Source organism: Clostridium sp. AF34-10BH, assembly GCF_003478095.1.
GTDB classification, from domain to species: Bacteria; Bacillota; Clostridia; order Lachnospirales; family Lachnospiraceae; genus Acetatifactor; species Acetatifactor acetigignens.
The window spans coordinates 324,536-350,124 of record NZ_QUEC01000001.1 but is presented as its reverse complement, the minus strand read 5'-3'; the positions used below and the strand labels follow the sequence as shown (position 1 = coordinate 350,124).

Genomic DNA, 25,589 nt, shown 5'->3' with positions numbered 1-25,589 from the left:
CTCCCTGTCCGATTGTTCTGTCAATCCATGAATTCGCGGCGATCCGCCATCGACTGCATCTACGCATTAAAACTTTTTCAGAATATTGCCTATATAGACTTTCTTAAGATGTGATTACTATAGCATACATATATTGATTCTGCAAGAAAATCCCGCCCAAAAACTCTCACAAAAACAAGGCTGCGGAAATTGGTTATTTTCCACAGCCCTGCTCTTTGTGCAATTTGTCTTTTCTGTTTTGAGCGCAAATTCTTTAATCCAGGTCAAACAGTTCCGCCGCGCTGACGGTCAGGCTCTTAACAGCACCTTCGGTCCGCTTGGCTCCGTTGTCGTAAACGGTTGTCGCCCGGATGTAGATGGTGGCGGCATCCTGATCGTTAAGCGTCATCTTGCCGCTGCCGGAGAACAGGCCCATCTCCGATGCAGGGAATGCCAGCGTGTATACACCGTCACTGGTCACAGAATAATACGACGTACCTGTGACATAATAGTCCTTTCCACCTTCCGTAAAGTGATTGTCTCCGCCGGCAATCACATGTGCTCCCACTTCCGCTTTGGCAGAATTTGTCACTGTAAGTCCGGTCAGAGGCTTCACCTTCAGTGTGCCCTTGCCGTATGCGATCTCCATAGCATCCGCATCCGTGGACTCCTTGAAGAACTCTACCCGGATCTCCGTTGCCGAAGACAGGATGTTGTAATCGGTAGCCTTGAAATCCACCTGAATCTTATTGCTGCGATCCAGGATCATCTTGTTGGCAGTATCATACATCATATATACGGAGTCAATGGTGTTGCCGTTGTCATCCCGAAAAAATACGGAAGGTGCCTTGGTTCCGGCATTGTAAGCTGCTACCATGGTGTTCACAAACAGCTTCTTCTCCGCCATTCCTGTAGGCTCCGTATGTCCCGCACCGGAATACGTGACATTGCCCATGCTGTAAATATAATAGTTATTTACCACATCTTTGGGGCTGACATTATACAGGTTCACACCATTGTCATTGCCCCGTCCGTTGTTCCTCTCAGTCTGTGTCTTTCTGGTCTTGGCATTGTCGGACAGGTCAGACAGACAATACCATACCACAATATCATTTTTGCCGTCTCCATCCTTATCCAGCTCCATGTTCGGCTGCAGCCACTGATAATGTGTTGCCGCCACTGTCAGAGTCTGCTGTTCTTCTGTAGTGATCTGATAAGGATAATTAGTGATCTGTCCCTGATTTACCTGCGTAACGATCATATCAGGACCGGCACCGTCTCCGAATTCCTTGTAATCTCCCAGCACCGTGATCTGCCCCTGAGAGTTCGTCGTCTTATCCATACCCTGATAAAACAGAGAATTGCAAATCGGAAAATAGAAACTCGTATAAGACGTTCCCTTCCGCAGGATCGCATTGATCCGATTCTGCACATACCGGACTGTCGTATATTTGGTCGTGCCCTCGATATTTCCGACCGTCTGATCACTGCTCCGGTCCGTTCCCGGCTTCCATGCCGTATCGTAATTGTACTGCGTGTCCAGAATATTGTAATAAGCATCATAACGCTTTCTCTGGGCATCGGATAACCTGTAATTGTTCCTCTGGTCATCATAATATTCCCTCAGTGCACCATAGCGGTCCAGTCCTACCGCCGCACGCATGGTCTTGTTGAACTCGTAGCCCCAGTACCAGCTTTTACCGCTACCGGCCGTACTGTTGATATACGAACTGCTGTCATGGGTAAACAGGACACTCTTGCCATCCTCAATATAATCGCGGATTGCTTCAGATACTGCCATATTTTTCAGGCTCTGATCCTTGCCTCCGAACTGATAATTGTCTCCAAATCCAAGGATCAGCATATCGTACTGCTGGAAAGTGGTGTATGCCGCATTGTAATAGGCTTCCGACTTCTGTTCATCGGTCTTAAGCTTTTTCAACTGATCGTCTGAAATCAATCCGTTGATAAAAGTTGAAGTCTTCACGGAATCAATAGATACATTAAATTCCCGGATACCGCTTAACAGTGACTTTACATCACTGTCACTTTCCAGATTCCACAGTGTCTTGTCATTAGATGCTTTTCTGTCGGACATCAGCTGCAATACCTGAATATCCACTCTGGAACCTCTGTCCACTGCCGTATAACCGGACACTGCGGTTCTCACCAGTGCATCAGAATTATCATAGAAGATCATCTTCCAGGGCAATACTCCCTGATAATCATCCGGCAGCACTCTGACTACCTTATAGGTATATCCGGTGCGCAGCTCGTAATGGCCACTGTCATTCTTCGCCACTTCCTTCCATTCCTGCCCGGATCTGACATACAGATTCAGTCCGGAAAGCTCCTCCGTGGAAGAAAGTGTCTGCCCGATTACATCGGAACCGGAAAAGCGACCGTCGGAGTTCTTATCAATATACAGCTTGCAATCATACGTCGTGCTCACCTGGGAGGCAGCCGCATCATTGGACAGAGCAAAAATATACTGCAGATAGAACTTACCGTCCGTCATCTTCAGGAACGCATCGTTGATACCGTCCCCGTTGTAATGCAGCTCTGTAGGAATATAATCTTCCCCAAGATTTTTCACCCATTCGATCTGCAGTTTGGACAGATTCAGATGGTTGCCAAAGCTTCTCTGTCTCTCTTCTCTGGCCGCCTTCTGCTCCGTTGTCTCCCGGGCTGCAGTCGTCAGCTGACTCTCCGCAAATACATTCTCCTGCCAGTATTTGTAATTGCCGCTTTCATCCGTGGACAAGGCAAACTGTATCAACTGGTAAAAATAGGAACTTTCGTCCACTGTTGCCGTATTGGCACTCACCTTACCGTCAATTCCCGTCAGAAGTGCATCCGCAAATACTACCGGATACCCGGCGGAAATATACTGCTCGAACTCCTTTTCTCTGGTGGAGTTCATATCGTTTCCGGGTCCCCGATACTGATTGGAAGTGTGACTCAGGGAATCATCCTTCAGACGGTTCTTGTTATCATCCGATTCATCCTTATAATCATACAGATCCCCGATATGCGTATAGATCAGCCCATTCATGGAACTGTCATTGTAAACGGTCTGATTGTTTTTCACATTCATGGTTCCGGTGCGGGCACCCACATAGATCATATCATATCGATCGTTGAGATCCTCTATCTTGCCAATGAACTCTGCGGAAGCCATCTGGGTAATGGAAATCCTTCCTCCGTAACTGCTCTGCCCCAGAAATCCTTTCACGGAATCTGCAGATAAAGCTCCGGTTCCGAAATCATAACAGGGCTCCAGATCCAATACCGCAAGGCTGTCCTTTACCTGGCTTCTGTGCAGATACCAGTTCATAATATATCTGGTGATTGAAGCTTTGCTGATCTCTTCATTCAAAGTGACCGCCGTGGCATTTTCCTGTGTGATCAGAAAATTCTCGTAGCGGATCTCTTTCAGGACATCCGTGTAGATCCATGCTCTTGTCTTATCTGACTTCAGATCCGTCAGATAATCCTCTGCCGCATAAGCTTTGGAACTGTCGTTGTTCAGGTATACATTTTCGTTCAGGTATTCCTTCAAGGTATCCAACGTCAGGGTATCCGCATTTGCCGCCTGCATTGCAGACGCATAGGATCTGATATTTCCCTCTGCCGCGCTTTTCAGCGTATCGACACTTACATTTTCCCAATAGGAATCTCCCTGACTTGCGATTGCGTTTGCCACATTGTCATCCGACACCTGCAGCAGAGTCAATGCCAGTTTCGTCAACACTTCATTGCTCTGGGTGCTGTTCTTGGCATAAAAATTATAATCCATGATCACCGGCACTCTGGCTGCAGCGGTTCTGATCCCGCTGTCGTCCACGCCAAATGCCAGCTTTGCGATCACGGTTGCCGCAGAGACCATATTGGACGGCTCTGCCCCGTAACTTCCCTGACCGGAAAAATAGAACAGATCCACATCTGCCAGATCAATTCCACAATAAGAATCCTCCGCTGTAATGGAAGCATCTGCCAGATCAGCCAGTTCCTGCAGGGTAAGTGTTGTCACTTCGATCTTCAGTGTATCGATATCGTCTCCGGTGGCTGTACCACTCTCATAACGACTGGTACCGGACAGATTCAGGACATTTTTCTTGAACCATTCTTTGTTGTAGAAACCGCCGTTATAGGCAATAGTCTCCGTAGCATCCTCTCTGTCATCCCCTACAAAATCATAGCTGTTGGCGGTGTCAAAGCCCGCTTCCCCCTTGTAAGTAACCTGAAGGGAACCCGGTGTCACCATAGTGTAGCTGCCGGCCTCATCCTTACGATAGGTATCGATCAGACGGTAATCACCGTTTTTGTCACTTACTGTCATTGCAGATACATAATAGTCGCCGTTATCATTTGCTGTGAAATCCACAAGATAGGCACTGGCTATGGTCTCAAATGTATATGCCTTCGAAACATCATCCCATTTTGCCAAAAGCTGTGCGCTATCCGGCTGTGCATGATCCAGGATGTAGAGATTCTGGGTAATATCTCCGGCAGAATAGGCTGCTATCGCATCTCCTCCGGATGTCGTGCGTGCCTGCACAGCAGTACCTGCATCATTTCCGGATACCCCCCTGGACGTAGTCTTTAATCCATCCGGCAGTGCCGCATCGGTACCGTATACAATCTGTCCGAGATAGGTATAAACGGCAGTCTCACCCATACCTATCTTCTGATAGATTGTCCTGTCCACATAATCTTTTGCCTGAAAACTCGTTTTATCAATAGCGGCCAGATCCGTCTCCGAAATTGCATATAAGCCCTGCGCATATCCCCTGGCGCTGTCTGAACCATTGATAATCGTAGTCTCCAGTCCGTTGCTTCCTCCGGTAGATCTATGGGAAAATACCGGAGTCACGCTTTTGGCATCCCGGTTACTGTCTCCGGCGGCCTCCAATGCACTGTATCGGTTATAACGTTCTCCTGCTGCTACCGTCTCCCCATTGGCAATCTCACGATAGACCGCATCGATCTGTTGGTAATTGTATCTGCCGGATCCGTCCTGTCGGAATACAAAGTGTCCTCTTACGTCCTCGGTTCTGGAAGCTCCGGTGCTTTCGCTGTAGGCAGAAAAAGTAACCGGACCTGTCGTCGGAAACTTTGCAGCATCCAGACTGTCCATAGCTGTCTGGCGCTCTGTGGCTGACGGCATCTCGGAAAGCTTTCTGCCCTCAGATACCGGCTCCTCGCCGCCTGCCAGATAGCCGATCGTGGCATTTTCCTTCGACGGAACGATCTCCAGAATATGGAAAGTACCATCAGAAGAAGCTACCGTATCCTGTACCAGTTTTTCAATACCCGGAAGGGTTCTTTCCTGCGCATTGACCTCCATAGAGCCATAGCTCTGACCGGCTCCGACGGCCAAAGCTATGGTGAGGATTCCTGCTATATACTTTTTTGAATTGCGTTTCCAATTCATGGTCATTTATTATCCTTCCATTCCCACCACTCCGGATTCTTCTCTACTTCCAGTAAAAGATTTCTCTTATGATCCGGATATCGTTCATCATAAATGGTCATAATTAAATAATCATTTTCTTCATGTGCGCCAATATCAAACTGTACCTGCGAAAAAGGAAGATGCATATTATCAATTTCTGCAAATTTTGTGTTGGAATCCAACGGCAGTTCTCCCTGGAAATATCCTGCCAGTTTTGCTGCTCTATGTCCTTTCTCTCTTCCAGACTCAAAACCATACGCATGCAGATCATAACGATTCGTCCAGGTAGGTCTCAGCACCGTAATCACATGCTGATCATTGGCAAATAAGATATCCACTACCGGCACCAGTATTACCGTTTCGGCCACTAATGTGGAATCATCCGGACTCCATGCCTGAAGCTTCAGACGATATTCGGTATCCCAGGAAATATAGCTAAGTGCTCTTACCTCTGTAGATTCTCCCGTATTTTCTGTTGTCAGATAGCCTTCCTGATGAACATCATCATATGCTCCGTCATAGACTTCAAAACCGACCTGATATGATTTTTGTATTCCGTTCCATACCTTGAAATCATTATTCAGCTCACTGGGAATATCTGCAAATCTCCAATTTACTTCCCCTTTATAATTTCGAATCTCGCAATTAATTTTTCCATTACGGTTTAATACAAACTGACTGGAGTAAATATACGGTTCCTTCGCGTTTACAACCGTCTTCAGGGGAGGGATTGTAATATCGATTTCTCTGGTAATCTTAATATCTGCTGATAAAGCTATCACCGCACGTACACGTACTACCGTATCCGTCATATTTCCACATTCCAGTTCTGCCTGGAACTGTCGACCATCAGAATCTGTCAAACCGGTTATTTTGTAATTATTGGCATAATCACCTACCACACTCCACTCAATCTGTGGATAACCATTTCTGTAATCCGCCCAGGACGGCAGACATTCAATCAATGCCTTATAACCGATCTTTTCCGTACTTCCTTCGGTAAAATCATATGTGGTCAGATTCCTGGCAATCAGTGTTGCATCATATTTTCCGTCAATGTTGGTATAGGGTAATACCGATACCTTTGTGGATGCAGACATTCCGGGATCCGCCACGGAAGTACAGGTTACCTGTAGCACAAGTGTTCCGGTCGGCTCATATCTGTCAGCCGTCAAAAGACCGCTCCCATTTATCGTGGTTCCTGCCTTAAGTCCAGTTGCGTCCACTCTTGCCACGCTCCAGGTCACCCCGGCATTTTTAGCCTCTTCTGTTCCTTCCATAGTATAAGAGTACTGCAGGCTGTCCCCCTGAATCACCGAAGCATCTTTCGGTTCTATATCCAGAGAATCCACCATATGCTTTTGTACCGTTACGGTAGCCGTTGCCGCTATGGTAGGATCCGCTACGGCGGTACAGGTTACTGTCAGAATATTCTCTGCTATGGTCTCATCCGCTGCCACACTCAGTTTACCGTTACCACTGATGGTGCTCTTACATGCGCTGCCATCCTGATAACTTACGGCCCAGGTCACACCCTGAGCAATGGCTTCCTCGTCTCCGGTGATCTCGTAATCGAAGACGAAAGCCTGTCCCTGTTTCAGATCTTCGTGCTCGGGAATGATACGGATGCCGCTGATCCAGGAATAGATGCGGGACGGCTCGGAGCTCAGATCATTTCTCAGCTTGATGGTCTCGGAAATTTCATAGGACTTGTCCTGATAGGTAAAGGTCATGTTCAGAACAACTTTCCGCTTATCCAGTTCACTGAGGTCCACGCTGAAGCTGCTGACATGCTCTGCCATCAGTGCGGGCTTAGCCACGTCAAAATCTCCTACCACAAGTTTGCCCTCGGCATCCTTGCTATTTGTCACCTCATAAAGATACACCTGATTGGCATCGGCATAATCCGCTCCGACACCACCCTGCCAACGGATCATATAGCTGTTGTCGTTATTGATCAGACGCAGTTCACTGACACTGGCATTCGTTACGTCCAAGCCGTTAACGTCTTTTGCCACATTACCGTCCATATCCACAGCTTTCTGATCCGTCAGATTAGAAAAGCTGATGCCCTTCTCCACATCTATGATCAGATCGATCATCTGGTTGGCAGTCAGCTGGGCTTCTTCCTGCAGAGTCAGTTCCTTGTTTCCCCGCATATAAGAATTGTTGCCGGCGATCACGAATGCTCCCACCGCACCTGCTACTATGGTCATGATTGCAAGAGATACGATGATCTCTACCAGAGTAAATCCTTTCTTACCAATCCCCATGGTCAACCTCCTTACTTCGTCAGGATCTTACCAGTCTTGCCGACCGTTGTGATTTCTATGTTTCTCGTTCCGTTGCTTACGACGATTTTCTGACAATATTCTTTCAACACATTGTTTGCCGTACAGGTATCCTTCTCAAAGGCCCCGGATGCACGGTTAAACACCAGATGCAGCCCATTTGAAGATGAAACATAAGGTAACAGGCTGTCGGATCCTTTCAGTTCCGTCAGGGAATATCCCGTGGAATCCCCCTCAAAATATACTTTGATATCAATAGGCTCTTTTCCCAGTACCCTGTTGGATACCTCCACATCTCCCTGCCGGATCTGTGCCGTATATTCCCTGGTCGTATCATTATAGCTGATAACGCATTCCACCCGATTCTGTTCTTTTCCGAGGGTCAGCACTCTGGTCCGCTCCAGTGTTGTCACAATTTCGTCCGCACATTTCCGGACTTTCCTGCCGGTCAGGGATGTAATGGATGTGGCCATCACACCCACCAGCACCGCCATGATCGCAATGACAATGATCAGCTCCACCAGGGAAAAACCACTGTTGTTATTCTTTCTGCCAGTTTTCATAAACTATCAAATCTCCCAGATTTATATCACTGTTCTTATAGGACTTACCGTTACTGCTCAGGTAACCGTCTCCGCCATTTAAAAAATCTACCACATGATATTCCTGTGTCTTACCGGCAGCATCTACGATCGTTCTGGAATAGGTCAGGGCATGAAGCACCGCATCCCGGTCAGGTTCCACATTGACATTCTGATCCAGTGTGATCGTTCCGCCGGACAGGATCGTTCCCTGGAATTCCTTTGTCACTTTGACATCTCCGGTAGCAATGATCAGTCCACTGAACTCGCCGAATCCGGCTTCCGGATAGGTATAATCACCCTTTACAATAACTGCCTTATATCCCTGCTCCGCAAGGCTTCCTGTGGTATTGCCGAAATATTTTGACTCCACCTTATTTCCGGTACTGCCGTTTAATACAGCATGGAAGGTCGTTATCTCCCCTTCATTTACCAGATTGGTATAAGCATTGGCTGCATCCGTCTTCTCCGAAGGAAGCAGCTGCTCATAGACATCGATCATCTTCTTGGACAATGCCTGGAATTTCAACTGATCCGATGCCAAAAGTGCCTGATATCCTGCATTGGCACCATCACTGGTCAGTGTGGCATCCAACAGCTTCTCCTGACTTCCCGCAGCCGCACTGCTGTCATACATGGCCACATTGCCTGCCAGATGCATGATGTACGCTCCGTTCTGCTGTCCACGCACCTGAATGGCTTTGGTATACAGACCGGTATAGGCTTCCATGGTCTGCTGGTTGGCACCGTAATAATCCTGAAAATACCGGTTGGCATTGGCTCTCGCGGTATCAGAGGTGCTGTCAAAGCTTACATAATAATACACCAGCGTGATCTTGCTGTTGATCCGCTTGAAAATCTTCTGGATATTGTTCTGGGTCAGTCCGTACTCGGCCAGCGTATGACCATTCAGGGTAGCGGACGGAATATTCAATGCCACTTCCGTTACATCCGCCTGGTCCCTGATCTTGTCCTTATACTGCTCCAACGTGATCGGGTTGCTGGCACCGTTTAACACGGTCTTGCCGGAAGCATCCACGCCGATACACTGCGCCGGAACGAGGTAAGCCAGCTGGTCACTCTTCACAGCGATAGACTGTCCCATCATCACATCCTGTACTCCGGTGTTGCTCACACCATCCTCACTGGTAATTCCATCCTTGGCTTTCGTCAGAGAAATGTAAGAATTTCCCGCCAGCGTAAGATTCTTCAATTCATTCAGATAGATCTCCGTATCCGTGCCGTTGACCAGAATGGCGCTGCTGTCCACGCCCTTTCCATTACCGAAGCCAATATACTGTCCGGCATATTCTCCGTCGATCTGTGCTCCGGCGGTAAATACATTCCGCTCTCCGTTCATCTTGAGATCTCCGGCCACATATATGTTGTTTCCCTGAAAGCTCAACGTTCCGTTGCTTCCCGTATTGCCCGGAATACCTCCGTTCATGGCAATGGAACCGGCCCATACTTCACCGTACTGATCTGTGGTAAGTGTGGCTCCTTCTCCCAGATATAAGTCGGAAGCCATCACCATACGCTTGTCTTCGTTTTCATTGCCGGTGGTCTCTTTCCATTCCACCGTCACACCGTTACCCTTGCCGGACTCTTCGCTGCCCACGATAAAACGGTTCGCATAAAAGCTGCCGCCGATGACATTGATGCTGTATAGCGCAGGATTGGAAGGAAGCGCCTGAATATTCTCCTGTGCCACCATGGAGATTCCCGTAATGGAAGGCAGCGTCACTGCCTGTGCAAAATCCATATCCGGCATCTTCACCCGGATATCGGTCTGGATCACGGACACATAACCATCGGTATCCGTATAAGTCACTTTCAGGCCGCAGAAGGAAAGTCCGTCGGTGTACAGCTGAAAACGTCCGGTAGGAATATCCGTGGTCTCCACTCTCTCCTTGTTGCCCGTCACCGGATCCGTTGTCATTACATATACCTTCAGACTGCCGCTGCTGTCCAGAGCCATCCGGTACACTACTTCCCCGGAGTCATTCAATGTCTCTAGCACCGTCCCCCGCTTTATCTCCGAAGACAGGCTGTTGAACAGCTTGGTCAGATCATAGTTGTTGATATTCATACTTCCTGTCACTGCATAATAATCCTGCATATCCTTCAGGAAATAATATCTCAGTTTGTTCTGCTTCTCCTCTGCGGAGGTTGCCTCATAATTTTTCAGGACCAGTTCATAGGCACTTCCGACAGAAGCGGACACCCGCTCTCCCATAGCCGTCCGGATCTCATCCAGCACAGTCTCTGCGGAGTAAAAGTTGTCCTTCGCCTTGAGATTGTTCACCTTCATCTGATAGTTCAGCAGTGACATATACATCAAAACACTGGCTAAAATGCCAATAAAGGCCATGGCAATGATCACAACGACCATTGCTGAGCCCTTATTGTCCGTTCGTCTGTGGAATTGTCTTACCCTTGAAAATATTTTGGGATTTCTTCCGCATATCTTCATGTTTCTCGTCTTCCTTCCGGTATCTCCTCTATCTTGCGTCCGTCAGATCATTCGATCACGGTTCCCGTCATGGTAAGTACGGGGGACTGCACTCCGATCATATCTTTTACATACACCTGTACCCGCATGTCATAGATACGGTTGCGTCGCTCCGTCGGTGTCAGACCGCCGTCCGCACCCATAATATCCTTCGCCACGTCTCCGGTAGCATTTCCTGCCGCACCGGACACGCTGAGGTCATTGAAAATGTATTCCGTATTGCTTCGCTTCACCAGATTCGTCTGCAGTCTGCAGGCGGAATCAATGCTGGCTCCGGCAGAGGACATCCAGCCCGGCCAGGTCTCCCGCAGTTCAAATGCTGCTTTGTAATTGTTGTCCCAGGAGGAATACGGGTTAAAACCGGTACTCTCATCCGCAAAACTGTCTATTCTCTCCGCTGAGGGAGTCTGCTCCACCAGGAACAGATTCGTCTGTACATTCTTCGGGTTGTTCACGATCACTTTATCAACTGCAGAAGTCACTATGCTCTGGGTAGCCTCCACTCTGGGCTGCAGGCACACAATAATATTGGCCAGCTGGGAAATGATCTCCTCTGCATCCACCGGATTCCCGCTCTCCTTCTCCTTCTTAAGCTCCGCTGCTTTGGCTCTTACCGCCTCTTCATTGGAAAAGATCACATAATCCGAGCCGTTCTGGGGATAATCTCCGCTGATGCCCGTAAGGATGGCGGAATTGCAATGATAGACTGTGGAGGCCGTCACCAGATACACGTCTGTCTCTACGTTCTCTCCGTCTCCCAGATCCAGCAAAATACGGCTGCTGTCTATGGAAATTTCGATGGTCTTGGTAGTATTTCTGGCGATCTCCATGATATCTCTGCCACCGGAATACGCTTCAAAATAGCCGTAAGCCTCCTGCGCTGCATCTTCGGATTCGGAGTATACCGCATTCAGGTTGCCTGCCAGGTTCTGAATATTTACGATGTCCTTCTCATTCAGTTCCGGGTAGCCGTTAGGATCCAGTGTTACTACCACATCATAGGTGCCGGAAGTCGTCTTCTCATCCCGGAAGGTATATTGCCAGATACCATCTTCTGCTGCGCCGTCTCCGTCCACATCCAGAGAAGCATCCTTCTGCACGCTGTTAGTAAAGCCGGTAGGGGTTGCCGCCTCATAGGTGTCTGCCATCTCCTCCAGTGTATGTGCCTCGAACTGCTCCATGACATCCTCTGCGACGGCCGTGGCATGCATGGTGTTGCGGGACTTGGCATTGGTTCTGGCAGAAGTCACGAAGCTGTGCAAAAGCGGCACAACGATGATCGACAGGATCACGATGGCGATCAGCAGTTCAATCAGAGAAAAGCCTTCGTTATTCAGTTGTCTTCTCTCCGTGTGCTTCTGCATGTGAGTCGTCCTTCCTGCTTCTGACTAATACCGGTCTCTCCGCACTCCGTGCTCCCGAAACCGGACAACCATTTGCATTCCGGACTATCGTCCTCCCTGCTCATGACTAATACCGTTTTCTCCGCACTCCGTGCTCCCGAAACCGGACAACCATTCGCACTCCGGACTATCGTCCTTCCTGCTCATGGTTGTTTGATTTGCTAATCATAGCAGTATCCTGCCTGCAAGCAGTCGTATACTGCTATGATTGCAAATCTATTATTCCACGTTTCCGAAAATAGTGTCTACGCCCATCTGCATATCCGGGATATAAGGTGAACTGTATACCTTATCGGTTCCCAGCAGATAATAGGTGTTCATGGTCATGTTGCCGGTGAGCATTCCGTCGGTCTCGTTGTAGCTGATGCTGACGCCCTGGATGCTCTCACGTTCCTGCTGATTGTAAATGTATCTTACCAGTCCTTTGAAATCGTCATAGGTGCAGGAAATGCTGATGCTCAGGGGTACCTCATACATATGGGTATCTGCATAAGCAGTACCGTCCGTAGATACCGGACTTGCTACCGTCGTTGCGGCAGCTGCTGTGGTATCTGCCGCAGCATCTGTTGCTGTCGTATCCGTGGCTGCTGTTGCATCCGCAGTCGTCGTTGCCGCATCCGCTGCAGGAGTATACACCACCTCTGCTTCGGAACCGAATGCAATATTTGCCACCTCGGTACGAGTATAATCTTCCAATGTCTTTACCATCATAATGCTGTCTTCCGGTAAGATATCTGCCGGGAAACGGTTCTCAAAATTCGTGATATAGGACTGCATCTTCTCAGTAGCCTCAATGTAGTCCGCCTTACGCTGATCTAATATCTCCAGCGTTGCCACCTGGGATGACAAAGTGGCATTCTCCGCCTCAAGAGCATCTGATTTTTCATTAAATTTGGAATATACCAGAAAATACGTACACACAGCAATAAGAACACCGATCACTGCGATCAAAAGCTGAATTTCACTCTTTTTAACCTTCATCTTCCGCTGCCTCCTACTGTGCTGTCTGGGTGCCGGCCTGTGCCTCACCGCTCTCTTCGGTCTCATCCGTCAGCTCCTTATAGCTTCCGGTAATGGAAAAAGTCACTATGGACGTGCCGGTCTCATCCTTGCTGTCCGTAATATTGCTGATCTCTACATCATCAATGCTCTGCATGTTGCGGATATTCAGAATCGTACGGGCTGCCGCTGCTTTCCCTTCCACCGTCACTGACATGCTGATGCCGGTCTGGTCGGAGCTGAAGCTATTGGTATAGAAGCTGTCCGGCAGGATCTGTTCCAGTTCATTGATGAACTCCACCAGATTCTCATTGGGAGTCTGGGTATAAGCATATAAATATGTGTATTTATCATACTGGGCTTCTGCCGCCAGATAATCGTTGTATACTGCCTGTGCCGGCTGCAGCTCCTGTACCCGGTTCTGCAGATACACATTCTGCGCCACATTTCCCAGATATCTGGTCACAGAGGTGGCTGCCATGGCGATGGACAGGATCACTCCCAACACCAGTACTGCCACACTGACGAAGGTATAATTCGTGCCACTGACCACGGTCAGTCCCTTGGACTTCTGGGTGCTCTTGTCGATCAGTCCCACAGGGGCGAGCACCGCACCCAGACAGGAAATATAGGCTGCGGGTCTGGTGGAACGGATGGCCTTGCTCATGCCGATCTTGTCATCCATCTCGGACAGGGTATGTACCTTGCGCTCCAGACAGTTGGTGAACAGCTTGCTCATGCCGCTGAAGCTGCCGCCCAGACCGGTAACATAGGACTTTTCAATGAGATTTTCACTGTTTCTGGAATCATAGAAGTCAATGACACGGCTGACACCCACGATCAGAGGCTCCAGAGAAGCGGTGATCTTTTGTCTTGCTGCTGTGACCTCCACATTACCGGCATCCTCATCTTCCCAGCGTCCGGCATTTTCTTCCCAGACTTTGTCTCCCTGATGGAGTACTCTATTCAGACATGTTTTCTTCTGGAAACGTTCTACCGCACTCATGGGATCGTTCACGGCATAGGCTCCGGAAGCGATCATAGTATCAATAGCATCCTGCACACCGTAAGCCACCGTTCTCTGTAATAACACCTTACCGGCGGAAAGCACGGTCACAATGGTGCTGTTCTCGTCGATCTTGATAACCATGGTGACCTTCTCGGATTTTTCATCACGAAGCACCTGGTATAAGCTGTTACTGCTGTAGTCGAAACACTCGATCTCCCAGCCGCACATCTGCGCCAACTGATAATAGCTGTTTAAAAGAGCCTTGGGTACGGCCAGAGCCATGACACGAAGCTTGCCATTCTCTGCCAGACCGCCTGCCAGATAATGTCCGATCTCATATTGGGTCAGATCCACCGGAAAATAGTCACTGGCATTGGTCTTCACCAGTGCCTCGATCTTACTCGCCTTGACATTGGGAATCTGTACCTCACGGCTCGCCACTCTGGTAGAAGAAATGGTAAAGATTACTTTCTTCGTCCGAATGCCGTTCGTCCCCAGTGCATTCGCCAGATGATCTGCGTAATCCTGTGTCGGCTGCAGCATACCATCCACCACGATGCCCTCCGGCGTCTCCACTGTCAGTACCTTATAGACCTTCGGCTTTTTCACCTTATAGTCCATCTCGCAGATCTTCGTAAAAGAGTTTCCGATCTCAATACTCAATACGCGATTGTTCATTGCCATGTTTCTACCCTTCCTCTTCCCGGTATTTATCATATTTCAAAAGCCTTCCGCCATCGCGGAATCTTTGAAGAACTTTCTGAAATCATGTTCGAAATGCTGATATCATTTATAAGTAAAAATGCAGATACCACTGTAAGAATTCATTTCCCCAGAGGACGGCGATTGCCACCCCCGCAGAAAGATACGGTCCCATGGCGAGGACATGTCCTTCGCCGCTTACTTTCATACGGATCAGATGGATCACGGAACCGATGATACATCCCAGTAAAAATGCGAAAATAATCAGTTTCCAGCCGAGCAACAGTCCGCAGACTGCCATCAGCTTCACATCTCCGCCACCGATGGCTCTGCCTCCGGTAACATAATACAATAGAAGCAAAAATACACTGACACACAGGAAGCCGATCAGGAAATCCAGCCACTGTGTATAGTGGAAGATTCCTTGGATCAGCCCCAGTGCCAGTATAAATAAGTTAAATCCCACAGGGATCTCATATGTTCTGAAATCAATCACACTTAAAGCAAGAAGTGCACTAAATAACAAGCAGTAGACTAGGGAATCCACGCTCATCCCAAATTTCCAGAATACGATCAGGTACAGCACTCCGTTCAGTGCCTCGATGACGGGGTACTGAGCGGAGATATGTGCCTTACATTTCCGACATCTGCCTCCCAATGTCAGGTAGCTGAACAGCGGTACGAGATCGTACCACCGCAGCTGGTAACCGCAGTTCATGCAGTGAGACCTGGTCGTTACAATATTCTCTTTTTTCGGGATACGGTAGATCAACACATTGAGGAAGCTACCGATCACGATTCCATAAAGGAAAATCACTATGTAGAGAAGAATTGTTGGGAGCATGTCAGGTGCCTTTCAAAGAATTAGTGTGAAGCGCCCTCATAAGCAGACGCATCGGGATAAATAGCATACGTTCCCAGTGTAATTCCAGTTACACCATTGGTACTATCAAACGTTATGTTCCACTCGTAGGTTTTATTAACCTTTGAAATAGGTATCTTTGTAAAGCCATCAATATTTGAAACCGCTGCACCACCTGCAATATCAGCACCAGAGGTAATACCAATAGTTGAAATATCAACTTTATCATCAGCAATAGCAACATTAATTGCAGATGCAATCTCCTGTGCATTTGTTACGTCGGTAGAAATCTTAGATCTCTGTACATATTTCAAATACTGAGGTGCCAGTACACCAATCAGAACTGCCATAATAGCGATAACGATGATCAGCTCTACCAGGGAGAAACCTTTGTTAGTTAAGCTCTTCTGTTTCTTGTTCATAATTACATTCTCCTTTTTATGTGTTTTTTAATTTCAGGGTAGTAATTTTTCCGCCCCATTTATTAATTATCGTTCTGTCCCTACACAGAACGGATAATCCAATATTATAAATTATCCAATGCCGCATACATAGATACCATAGGTGCCATACATGCTGCGATCAATCCACCAACTACAACTGCCAGTACAATGATGATCATAGGTTCCAAAGCAGCCATCAAAGACTGGATTTCCATTTCTACTTCTTCATCATAGTAGTCTGCAATCTTGTCCAACATTTCTTCCGTACTACCGGCTTCTTCACCGATACGGATCATCTGGTATACCATAGGTGGAAACAGCCCACTCTCCTGCAATGGTCTGGATAAGGGCATACCGATGGTAATTTCTTCTCTTGCATCCTGCAAGGCTTCTTTAAAATAGATATTGTTCATAACTCCGGATACGATATCCACAGCTTCAATCAACGGAACACCTGCACCCATCAGTGTGCTCAGAGTTCTTGCCATCATAGCGGCTGCCGACTTCACGGTAAGTTTCTTGAAAATCGGCAGTTTCAAAGCAATCTTGCCAAATACATGCTTTCCGGGATTCGTACCTGCAAAATATTTAATTCCAATTGCCGCCGCAATAATAACCGGAATAATAATAAACCAATAATTTTGTATGCCATGGCTCATTGCCACATAAAATTTAGTGATCCACGGCAAATCCGTTCCTAAATCAGCAAACATATCCTCGTAGGATGGAATAACCTTTACTAACATTACAATCGTCACGATCACAGCCACGATACATACCACAATCGGATAAATCATTGCCTTTTTCAGCATTGCCTGTGTCTTGCTGTTTTTCTCCAACTGCACTGCCACTCTATCGAGTGCAATTTCCAAGCTACCGGATGCCTCACCGGCAGCCACCATGTTCACCATAATCCCTGGGAATACCTTCGGGTGTTCTGCCATGGAGTCTGCCAGGGTCTCACCCTTTTCCACGCTGATGCGGACTTCTTTCAGTGCATCCTGTAATCTCTTATTCTCTGTCTGTTCACAGAGCATTTTCAGGGATTCGAGGATGCTGACGCCCGCTTTGGTCATGCTGACGAACTGGCGGCACATGACGCTTAGATCCCTGGCCTTGGGCCATCCGCCGATCTGGATGTCGATGTCTTTCGTCAGGAAGCTCTGTTCTCCCAGATCGATAACGGTCAGCTCCTGCCTTCTCAGTTCTGCCATTGCCAGATCTTTGTTGTCCGCTTCCAAACTTCCCTTTACTTCTTTTCCAGCCTTTGTGATGGCCTTGTAGCCATAGGTCGCCATGTGCCTTCCCTCCAATTACGTCTCTATCTTTAACTGTCTCCCCAACTATGTAAGACGGACCCGGGTCCTAGAAAGGCCCAGGTTTTTGAAAAAATTTTATAAATTTTGATAAATTTCTATAAAATATTGCGGTTTTTATAGAATTATACGTCAAATGATACCTTTACCATCTCGGAGAAGGAGGTGGTGCCGTCCAGTACGTAGTCCGTGGCACTCATACGCAGGGTATGCATTCCTTCCTTTAATGCTTCTTCCTTTAAGATATCGGCACCCTCCCGCTTGCTGATAATGGTTTTCAGTTTCGGAGTGATCTGCATGATCTCATAGACACCGATACGGCCTTTGAAGCCGGTATTGTCGCATTTGCTGCATCCACAGGGCTCGTAGATGGTCACATCTTCCTCTTCCCTCATGCCCATGAACTCTTTTTCATCCCTGGTTGCCTGCTTCGGCTTTTTACAGAAAGGACAGAGTCTGCGTACCAGTCGCTGGGCGATAACGCCGATGACGGAATCTGCGATCAGGTAGGATTCGATGCCCATATCTTCCAGACGGGTGATGGTGCTGGCGGAGGAATTGGTATGCAGGGTACTTACCACCAGGTGTCCGGTGATGGATGCCTGTACGGCAATGCTGGCGGTCTCCTGGTCTCGGATCTCACCGATCATGATGATATCCGGGTCCTGTCGCAGGATGGAACGCAGTGCCGATGCGAAGGTCAGGTCTGCCTTGGTGTTGACCTGTACCTGGTTGATACCGTCAATATTGGCCTCGACAGGATCCTCAACGGTGATGATGTTCACGTCTTCTTTATTCAGTTCGCTCAGTGCGGTATACAGGGTGGTGGACTTACCACTTCCGGTAGGTCCGGTTACCAGGATGATACCGTGAGGATTTTTCAGGATATAGTCAAACTGTTTTAATTCGTAGGGTTTGAAGCCTAACTGGCTCTTGTCGCGGTTCAGTGCACTCTTCGCAGCAAGACGCATTACGACTTTTTCCCCGTATACGGTAGGCAGGATGGATACACGGATATCGTATTCCACACGGTCTACCACCTGGGTGATACGGCCGTCCTGCGGCTTTCTCTTCTCGGAGATATCCATGCCGCCGATAATCTTAATACGGGCGATGATGGCAGACAATACATTGACACCGTATCTCGCTCTCTCATAGAGGGCACCGTCGATACGGTAACGGACACGGATGATATTTTCCATAGGTTCGATATGGATATCGGACGCACGCTGGCGGACTGCTTTTTCGATCATATCCTTTACCAGCATTACGATCGGGGAACTGTTGATGTTCTCCTCCGTGGCGATGTCTTCCACCACGTCCAGTTTCTTCTCTTTGGCGTAGGCCGCCAGTGCCTCGGTTACTTCCTCCTGACCGAAATATTTATCGATGGCCAGCATGATGCTGCGGGTGGTGGCTACTACGGGCTCTACCTGGAAGTTGGTGATGATGTTGATGTCATCGATGGCGTTGTAATCCAGGGGATCCGCCATGGCGACCATGAGAACGTTGAAGTTATTTTCTTTGTAGGCGAAGGGGAATATCTTGTTCTTCTTCAGGACGTTGACCGGTACCAGATTCAGTACTTCCTTGTCCACATTGACGCTCTGGAGATCGATCATATCCAGATCCAGCTGGCGGCTCAGTGCCTTCGCCAGATCATCCTCCGATACGATGCCTTCATCTACCAGGAATTCTCCCAGCTTCTTGCCCTGACGATTGGGGTTGTCCAGTGCCTGCTGCAACTGCTCTGCCGTGATCACCCCACTGTTTACCAACAATTCACCTAAACGGACTTTTTTTCTGCCTGTTTCCATAAACTCTCCCACCCATTGCTTTTGTCGATAATTGGAAATATGTGTGAAATTGTAGTATTTTTTGGCTACAACTCACAAATATTTTGTCTCAATACGGAAATATTATAGCATATTTTAGATTTATGTAAATTGCTTTTAGTACTTTTGTTTCAATTTCTGAGAAAAACATTTTTGTTGCTTTCTTTCCTGTTACACAGTACAATTATTTCATTTTATTTTGAAAGTTTCTAAATACGCCAATTCTTCGGCGAATTTTCCCAACATTTATTGACTTCACGTATTATACGTGTTACCTTAAGAAAGGAGAGATAATCCATGCGTTTTCGCGAATTAGAGCGAATCATCCTTGACGATGGCTGGGTTTTGTCTGATATCAGAGGCGATATTCCTTTGCGAGTTGTTAATTCTATTTTTAAACAGGCTGGACTAAAATAATATGGAACAGCCTTTGAAAGGAGTGATCTTATGAATTATATATATCCGGCTATTTTTTACCCGGAAGCGAATGGGAAATACTCTGTCATTTTTCCCGATCTTAATGATCTCGCCACCTATGGTGACAGTCTTGCAGATGCCTTTGCCATGGCACAGGAAGCATGTGCACAATATCTGTTTACTTCTCTGAGAGACGGCGATGCTCTTCCCGCCCCTACTGCAATTAATGCAGTGAAATCAGATGATCCCACTGCATTAATAAATCTAATCTGTGTGAATTTGGATAATTATGCCCGTGCTTATGATGACAGGGCTGTTAAGAAGACACTGACTATTCCGGCGTGGTTAAACACTGCCTGTGATAATTGCGGTATCAATTATTCCAAAGTTCTAAAGGACGCTCTCATTGCCAAACTGCAACAAGTGCAAATGTGACCGTATCACAAAGTCACCGCGTATTCACTGTCGTACATTTTCTTCAGATTTTCTACGCTGTTATATTTTTCGCCGATGCAGAATTCCTTGGACCAGGTCATGTAGTAAGCCCAGGGGATTCTGCTTTTTTGCAGAAGATCCACATCTGGAAGGTATCCCACTTCTGCCAGGGCAGCCACTTTGCCACGGGAGGTGGCTGTCACCAGTTTCTCATAGGCATCCGCATAGTCTGTGGACTGATACTCCGGGAGGTAGACATCCATGGATACTACATCCACGTATTCATCTCCGGGGTAGGCTTTTGGTACGTCGCTGTTCCATACCCAGAGAAGGTTGTGCAGGTCTTTCTCACCTGTGTAGTAATCGAACATCAGGTGATACAGGTTTCTCGCCACTTCCGGGCCCTGCGCTCCCCACCAGAACCAGGTACCGTAGGATTCATGGAACGGGCGCCAGAGAATGGGAATCCGCTCTTCCTGAAAGCGCCGCAGGATCTCCGCAATCACACCCATGTCATGATAGAATGCCGCTCTCTCTGGGGTTCCCTCTTTCAATACTTCCCTTGCATCAAAATCCGTGTGTTCGGTATAGAAGCTCTTGTCTCTGCCTTCCAGAGGCGAGAACCAGTGAAAGGTAAAGGTGAGAATACCACCATTTCCGGCTTCCCGCTGTTTTCTGGCCCATTGCAATGCCGTCTCCACGGTCCCCTTATTTTCTTCCACTTCCTGGATGCATTCCGGGGAAGCATCTTCATAATTGATATTCGGAGAATACGCCAGCAGTTCAAAGCCCCGCAGCTTCGGCTCTTTTCCGGTGGTCTGCCGGATATAAGCAATCTCCTCACAGGGGATGGTCTGGGTGTGCTGACCGGTGATGATCTTTTTTCCTGCGACGCAATGAAGCTCTCGCAGCAGCTCCTGCGCTTCCTTTGTTGCCTCTGAATCCGCTGTTGTAATATTTTTCTCGTCCATATATACACCTCTTTCTCCTCCATACCCGCACTTACGACTTCCCCGGGTATACAAGCTTGTTTTTTCTCTCCATGCCCGCCGCCACAAAAAAATCGAGGGTACAGAGACAATCTTTCCCTCTCTGTACCCTCAGTTTAATGCAATACGGAACGAATCGCAAGCTCTATTCCGGCTTTATACTTCCTGATAATCGTTACCGGTGTCGTTCTTCTCTACTGGCTTTGCATCTTCTGCCTTTTCCTTGGCAAAGCCCTTAGCCAGCATCTCGTTGATGTCCAGTCCGGTGGACTCCTTGATACCATCGGTAACCTGGGTTACAGTGGTCATGATGTCCCCTGCCAGCTTGCTGGAATCGCCACCGAACATCTTGATGGAATCTACGTTCATGTAGCCCTTAGCCACAGCCTCGGCGATCTTGGGCAGCTGCTCGAAGTATACTTTCAAAGTATCCAGCTCCATCTGCTGTCTTGCAGCATCACCGTACTGTTTCATAGCTTCCGCTTTCTTCAGAATACCGGCTGCCTCTGCCTCTGCTTTTGCCTGAATGGCTTCTGCTTCCGCCTTACCTTTGGCTGCAACGGCTGATGCCTCTGCCAGGCCTGCTGCCTTGACTGCCTCTGCCGCCTGCTCCTTGGCGAATCTTTCTGCCTCGGATTTTGCCTTTTCTGCCTCTGCCTGTCTCTGGATTTCGAAGAGTTCGGCCTCCGCTCTCTTCTGTCTCTCATACTGCTCGGCATCTGCCTTCTGCTGTGCTGCGTATTTGTTTGCTTCTGCGGTCTTCTTGACCTCAGCTTCCAGAGCTTTCTCCTTGATGGATACTTCTCTCTCCTTTAATTCCAGTTCCTTCTCCTGACGGGCCAGGTTCGCATTCGCTGTGGTGATCTCCACGGTCTTACGCTGTTCCTCTTCCTGGATCTTGTATGCTGCGTCAGCTTCTGCCTTCTTGATATCGGACTCTTTCTTCAGTTCTGCCTTCTTGATCGCCAGTTCGGTCTGCTTCTGGGCAATCTCGGTCTCTGCGATGACCTGTGCATCATTGGCATCCTTCTGTGCCTGTGCTCTGGCGATGGCCACATCTCTGTCTGCCTGTGCCTTTGCAACGGAAGCATCCTTCTGGATCTGGGACATGTTATCCTGTCCTAAAGCAGTGATCAGGTTGTTCTCATCCTCGATCTTCTGAATGTTACAGGACTCGATCCAGATACCTAAAGCGTTCATATCCTTCTGCGCCTTTGCCTGTACCTCATCACCGAAAGTCTTACGGTCATTACACAGTTCCTTCAGGCACTGGGTACCGATGATCTCACGCATGTTACCCTGTAAGGAATCAGTCAGTGCATCGCGGATCTGATCTTCGTTCATGTTCAGGAAGTTCTTCATGGCTGCGTTAGCCATCTCGGTGGTGATTCTCTTGTTCGCATCCGCACCTGCCACGACTTCACCCTTCGCATTTACGGTGACATCTCTCTGGGTCAGGACTCTGACCTTTGCCACGGCGTCGATATCCACACCGATGAAATCCTTGGTAGGTATATAACCGTTGGTCTTGATGTCGATACTGATCTGCTTCAGGATCAGCTCATCCTTCTTCTCCAGAAAAGGAATCTTGATGCCGGCACGACCGATCAGAACCTTAGGTTCTCTCTTGATACCGGAAATGATGTAAGCTTTGTTCGGTGACGCCTTCACATAACCGGATGCCAGGATGGCCAGGATGGCAATGGCCAATACAATAATTGCGATAATACCAATGTTAATTTCCATATGTACTCCCTCATTCTTTCTGCTTTTGTAATATATGAAAAGCTGCTTGTATGGTATGTATTTTACCATACAGGCAGCTTGACGAACAGTGATATCTATTATTTTTTTCTCATTTTATTGTAGCAAAATGTGCACGATATTCCACGTGTGTTACCGGTCATCGGCATTCCTTCAGGTATTCCATGAAGTTCTGCTTGTTCTCCAGTGCCGTGGTGGTGGGTCTTCCGAGATCTTCCCTTGCGCCGATACCACATTTTACTTCGATAAAGGTCAGGGTCTCTCTCTCTTTTGCAGCGGTCAGTTCCCGGTCCAGTTCCTCATAGGTGGTAACGGATACTGCATGGGGATAGCCGCAGGCCTTTGCAATGGAGACAAGATCAATATCGGCTGCCACGGTAGGCATACCGCCCACGGTCTCATGGGCACCGTTATTGATGACGATGTGTACCATATTTTCCGGGGCCGTGCTACCCAGTACTGCCATGGAACCCATGTGCATCAGCACTGCGCCGTCACCGTCCACGCACCATACCTTCGTCCCGGGCTTCTGTACTGCCACACCCAGGGCGATACTGCTGCTGTGTCCCATGGAACCTACGGTCAGGAAATCATACTTATGGCTCTGTCCGTTGTGTTCTCTGATCTCGAACAGTTCTCTGCTGGCTTTGCCCGTGGTGCTGACAATGGGATCCTCGCCGGAAGCCTGCACGATGTGGCGGATGATCTCTTCCCGGATCATGGGATTGTCGTTGCGATACTCCACCTTTTCCTCATAACTGAGGGCACCCTTCCGGATCACGAACGCTACATCCTCACCACGATCCAGCTCCTTGCGGAACTCCTGCATGGCAGCACTTACTTCCTCTTCCGTTGTGTCTTTTCCGATGACAAAATAGCGGATTCCCATATCCTCCAGCAATTTCAGGGTCACTTCACCCTGGTAGATATGCTGGGGTTCGTCGTGGATCCCCGGCTCACCGCGCCAGCCGATGACGAAGATCATGGGGATGGCATAGACTTTATCGTTCAGCAGGGATGCCACGGGGTTGATGATATTGCCTTCTCCGCTGTTCTGCATATAGACTACCGGGACTTTGCCGGTAGCCAGATGATAGCCGGCGGCCAGTGCCGTGCAGTTGCCTTCGTTCGCCGCGATCACATGATGCTTCGGATCGATCCCATAGGTGTGCATCAGGTAATTGCAGAGGGCTTTCAGCTGGGAATCCGGTACCCCGGTATAAAAGTCCGCATTTAAAATTTTCGCAAAGTTTTCTGCTTTCATGTAAGTATTCCTTTCCTGCCCCTGTCAGTTAAATTTCGTCTATTAAAGTTATAATATCTTTGATCGGCATCAGTCTGCTGTCCACTTCCTGTGCCCTGTGATACCGCAGGATGTCCTCGGCGGTCTGCTGCATGGCGGGGAAGGCACTTCTGGTCAGCTGGTTCGCATAGATCACGATATTGACGCCGTGGGCGGCCAGTTCGTTTTCCGTAATGCTGTTAAAGGAAGACGGCACCACCACGATAGGTGTCTTCGAATCCTCTGCCCGGAATTTATCACAGAATTCCAGAATCTCATCCGGGGATTTCTTACGGCTGTGGATCATAATACCATCCGCTCCCGCTGCTACGAAAGCTCTGGCACGGTTCAGTGCATCTTCCATGCCTCGCTCCAGGATCAGGCTTTCGATTCTGGCAATGATCATGAAATCATCTGTCAGCTGTGCCTTTTTGCCGGCTGCGATCTTGGCACTGAAGTTCTCGATGCTGTCCTGAGTCTGCTCCACTTCGTTGCCGAAGAGGGAATTTTTCTTAAGTCCGGTCTTGTCCTCAATAATGATGGCGGAAACACCCATTTTTTCCAGTGTTCTCACTGTGTATACGAAATGCTCCGTCAGTCCGCCGGTATCTCCGTCAAAAATAATGGGCTTCGTGGTCACTTCCGTCACGTCATCAATGGTACGGAAACGGGAAGTCATGTCCACCAGCTCGATATCCGGCTTGCCCTTCGCCGTGGAATCGCACAGAGAGCTGATCCACATGGCGTCGAACTGGTCCAGCTCGCCGTCATGCTCCACGATGGTCTTCTCTGCGATCAGCCCCGTCAGTCCGCTGTGTACTTCCAGCGCCTTGACAATGGGACGGATCTCAATGAGCTGGCGCAGGCGCTTTCTGCGGTATTCCGGCATGGCCAGCTTTTCCTTGATCCTCGTATCAATTCTTTTTACTTCTTCATTATATGTATAAGGGACATCTATGATCTCACCGCCGTATGTCTTCAGCAGTCCTTCCACGTTGTCACGGATAGCCTTCAAAGCTCCCTCCTGCCAGTTATCCCCATGGATCACGTAGTCAGGGCGCAATTCTTCAATGACCTTATCATACATTACATCATCCTGCACGACCACATTGCTGACTTCCGGGATATCTTTTACCAGCTGCATACGCTCCTCGAAGCTGATGGTGGGAAAACGGTTAAAACGGATCATTGCCGCATCACTTAAGACGCCGATGGTCAGCTCGCCGTATTTTCCGGCTTCTCTGATGATATTGCGGTGCCCCTCATGAATGACATCTGTACAGAAACAGGTATATACTCGCTTCATTTGATC

16 protein-coding genes are annotated in these 25,589 nt (G+C 48.4%); 1 reads left to right on the top strand and 15 read right to left on the bottom strand.

Annotated elements, in window-relative coordinates; all coding sequences use genetic code 11:
- Positions 1-253 precede the first annotated feature (253 nt).
- The 11 genes from DWZ61_RS01630 to DWZ61_RS01580 all read right to left on the bottom strand — a co-directional run bounded on the left by DWZ61_RS01630 (position 254) and on the right by DWZ61_RS01580 (position 19,372).
- Positions 254-5,422, bottom strand: a complete 5,169-nt coding sequence (locus tag DWZ61_RS01630; protein WP_118537208.1) for a DUF5057 domain-containing protein — start codon at positions 5,420-5,422, stop codon at positions 254-256.
- Positions 5,419-7,710, bottom strand: coding sequence for a prepilin-type N-terminal cleavage/methylation domain-containing protein (locus DWZ61_RS01625; RefSeq protein ID WP_118537207.1), 2,292 nt, complete (start codon positions 7,708-7,710; stop codon positions 5,419-5,421). The genes DWZ61_RS01630 and DWZ61_RS01625 overlap by 4 nt, the downstream gene beginning before the upstream one ends.
- 11 nt (positions 7,711-7,721) lie before the next feature.
- Complete coding sequence (locus tag DWZ61_RS01620; protein WP_118537206.1) at positions 7,722-8,291, bottom strand: prepilin-type N-terminal cleavage/methylation domain-containing protein; 570 nt, start codon at positions 8,289-8,291, stop codon at positions 7,722-7,724.
- Entirely contained in the window at positions 8,269-10,782 is a 2,514-nt protein-coding gene (locus DWZ61_RS01615) for a hypothetical protein (RefSeq protein ID WP_118537205.1), read from the bottom strand. Before DWZ61_RS01615 ends, DWZ61_RS01620 begins: the two co-directional genes overlap by 23 nt.
- 47 nt (positions 10,783-10,829) lie before the next feature.
- Positions 10,830-12,185, bottom strand: a complete 1,356-nt coding sequence (locus DWZ61_RS01610) for a prepilin-type N-terminal cleavage/methylation domain-containing protein (RefSeq protein ID WP_118537204.1) — start codon at positions 12,183-12,185, stop codon at positions 10,830-10,832.
- Between the two features lie 258 nt (positions 12,186-12,443).
- Positions 12,444-13,205 carry a hypothetical protein gene (locus DWZ61_RS01605; RefSeq protein WP_118537203.1) on the bottom strand — a complete coding sequence of 254 codons (762 nt, stop codon included), beginning with the start codon at positions 13,203-13,205 and terminating at the stop codon, positions 12,444-12,446.
- A 13-nt stretch (positions 13,206-13,218) separates the two neighbouring features.
- Positions 13,219-14,916, bottom strand: coding sequence for a pilus assembly protein PilM (pilM, locus tag DWZ61_RS01600; protein WP_182426963.1), 1,698 nt, complete (start codon positions 14,914-14,916; stop codon positions 13,219-13,221).
- Between the two features lie 106 nt (positions 14,917-15,022).
- Positions 15,023-15,778 (bottom strand): A24 family peptidase, encoded by a 756-nt coding sequence (locus tag DWZ61_RS01595; RefSeq protein WP_118537201.1) that lies wholly within the window; start codon positions 15,776-15,778, stop codon positions 15,023-15,025.
- Between the two features lie 20 nt (positions 15,779-15,798).
- Positions 15,799-16,218, bottom strand: a complete 420-nt coding sequence (locus DWZ61_RS01590) for a prepilin-type N-terminal cleavage/methylation domain-containing protein (RefSeq protein WP_118537200.1) — start codon at positions 16,216-16,218, stop codon at positions 15,799-15,801.
- Positions 16,219-16,322: 104 nt separating this feature from the next.
- Complete coding sequence (locus DWZ61_RS01585; protein ID WP_118537199.1) at positions 16,323-17,537, bottom strand: type II secretion system F family protein; 1,215 nt, start codon at positions 17,535-17,537, stop codon at positions 16,323-16,325.
- A 143-nt stretch (positions 17,538-17,680) separates the two neighbouring features.
- Positions 17,681-19,372, bottom strand: a complete 1,692-nt coding sequence (locus tag DWZ61_RS01580; RefSeq protein ID WP_117464925.1) for an ATPase, T2SS/T4P/T4SS family — start codon at positions 19,370-19,372, stop codon at positions 17,681-17,683.
- A 465-nt stretch (positions 19,373-19,837) separates the two neighbouring features.
- On the opposite strand from DWZ61_RS01580, the gene DWZ61_RS01575 reads away from it, so the two are divergent.
- Complete coding sequence (locus tag DWZ61_RS01575) at positions 19,838-20,242, top strand: type II toxin-antitoxin system HicB family antitoxin (protein ID WP_022313353.1); 405 nt, start codon at positions 19,838-19,840, stop codon at positions 20,240-20,242.
- A 5-nt stretch (positions 20,243-20,247) separates the two neighbouring features.
- Here DWZ61_RS01575 and DWZ61_RS01570 read toward each other — a convergent pair whose 3' ends face one another.
- The 4 genes from DWZ61_RS01570 to aepX all read right to left on the bottom strand — a co-directional run bounded on the left by DWZ61_RS01570 (position 20,248) and on the right by aepX (position 25,583).
- Entirely contained in the window at positions 20,248-21,213 is a 966-nt protein-coding gene (locus DWZ61_RS01570) for a glycosyl hydrolase (RefSeq protein ID WP_118537198.1), read from the bottom strand.
- A 174-nt stretch (positions 21,214-21,387) separates the two neighbouring features.
- On the bottom strand, positions 21,388-22,977 hold the full coding sequence (locus DWZ61_RS01565; protein ID WP_118537197.1) for a flotillin family protein: 1,590 nt from the start codon (positions 22,975-22,977) through the stop codon (positions 21,388-21,390).
- Positions 22,978-23,134: 157 nt separating this feature from the next.
- A complete protein-coding gene (gene aepY, locus DWZ61_RS01560; RefSeq protein WP_118537196.1) occupies positions 23,135-24,259 on the bottom strand; it encodes a phosphonopyruvate decarboxylase in 1,125 nt (374 codons plus the stop codon).
- Between the two features lie 28 nt (positions 24,260-24,287).
- A complete protein-coding gene (gene aepX / locus DWZ61_RS01555; RefSeq protein ID WP_117464919.1) occupies positions 24,288-25,583 on the bottom strand; it encodes a phosphoenolpyruvate mutase in 1,296 nt (431 codons plus the stop codon).
- Between the last annotated feature and the right edge of the window lie 6 nt (positions 25,584-25,589).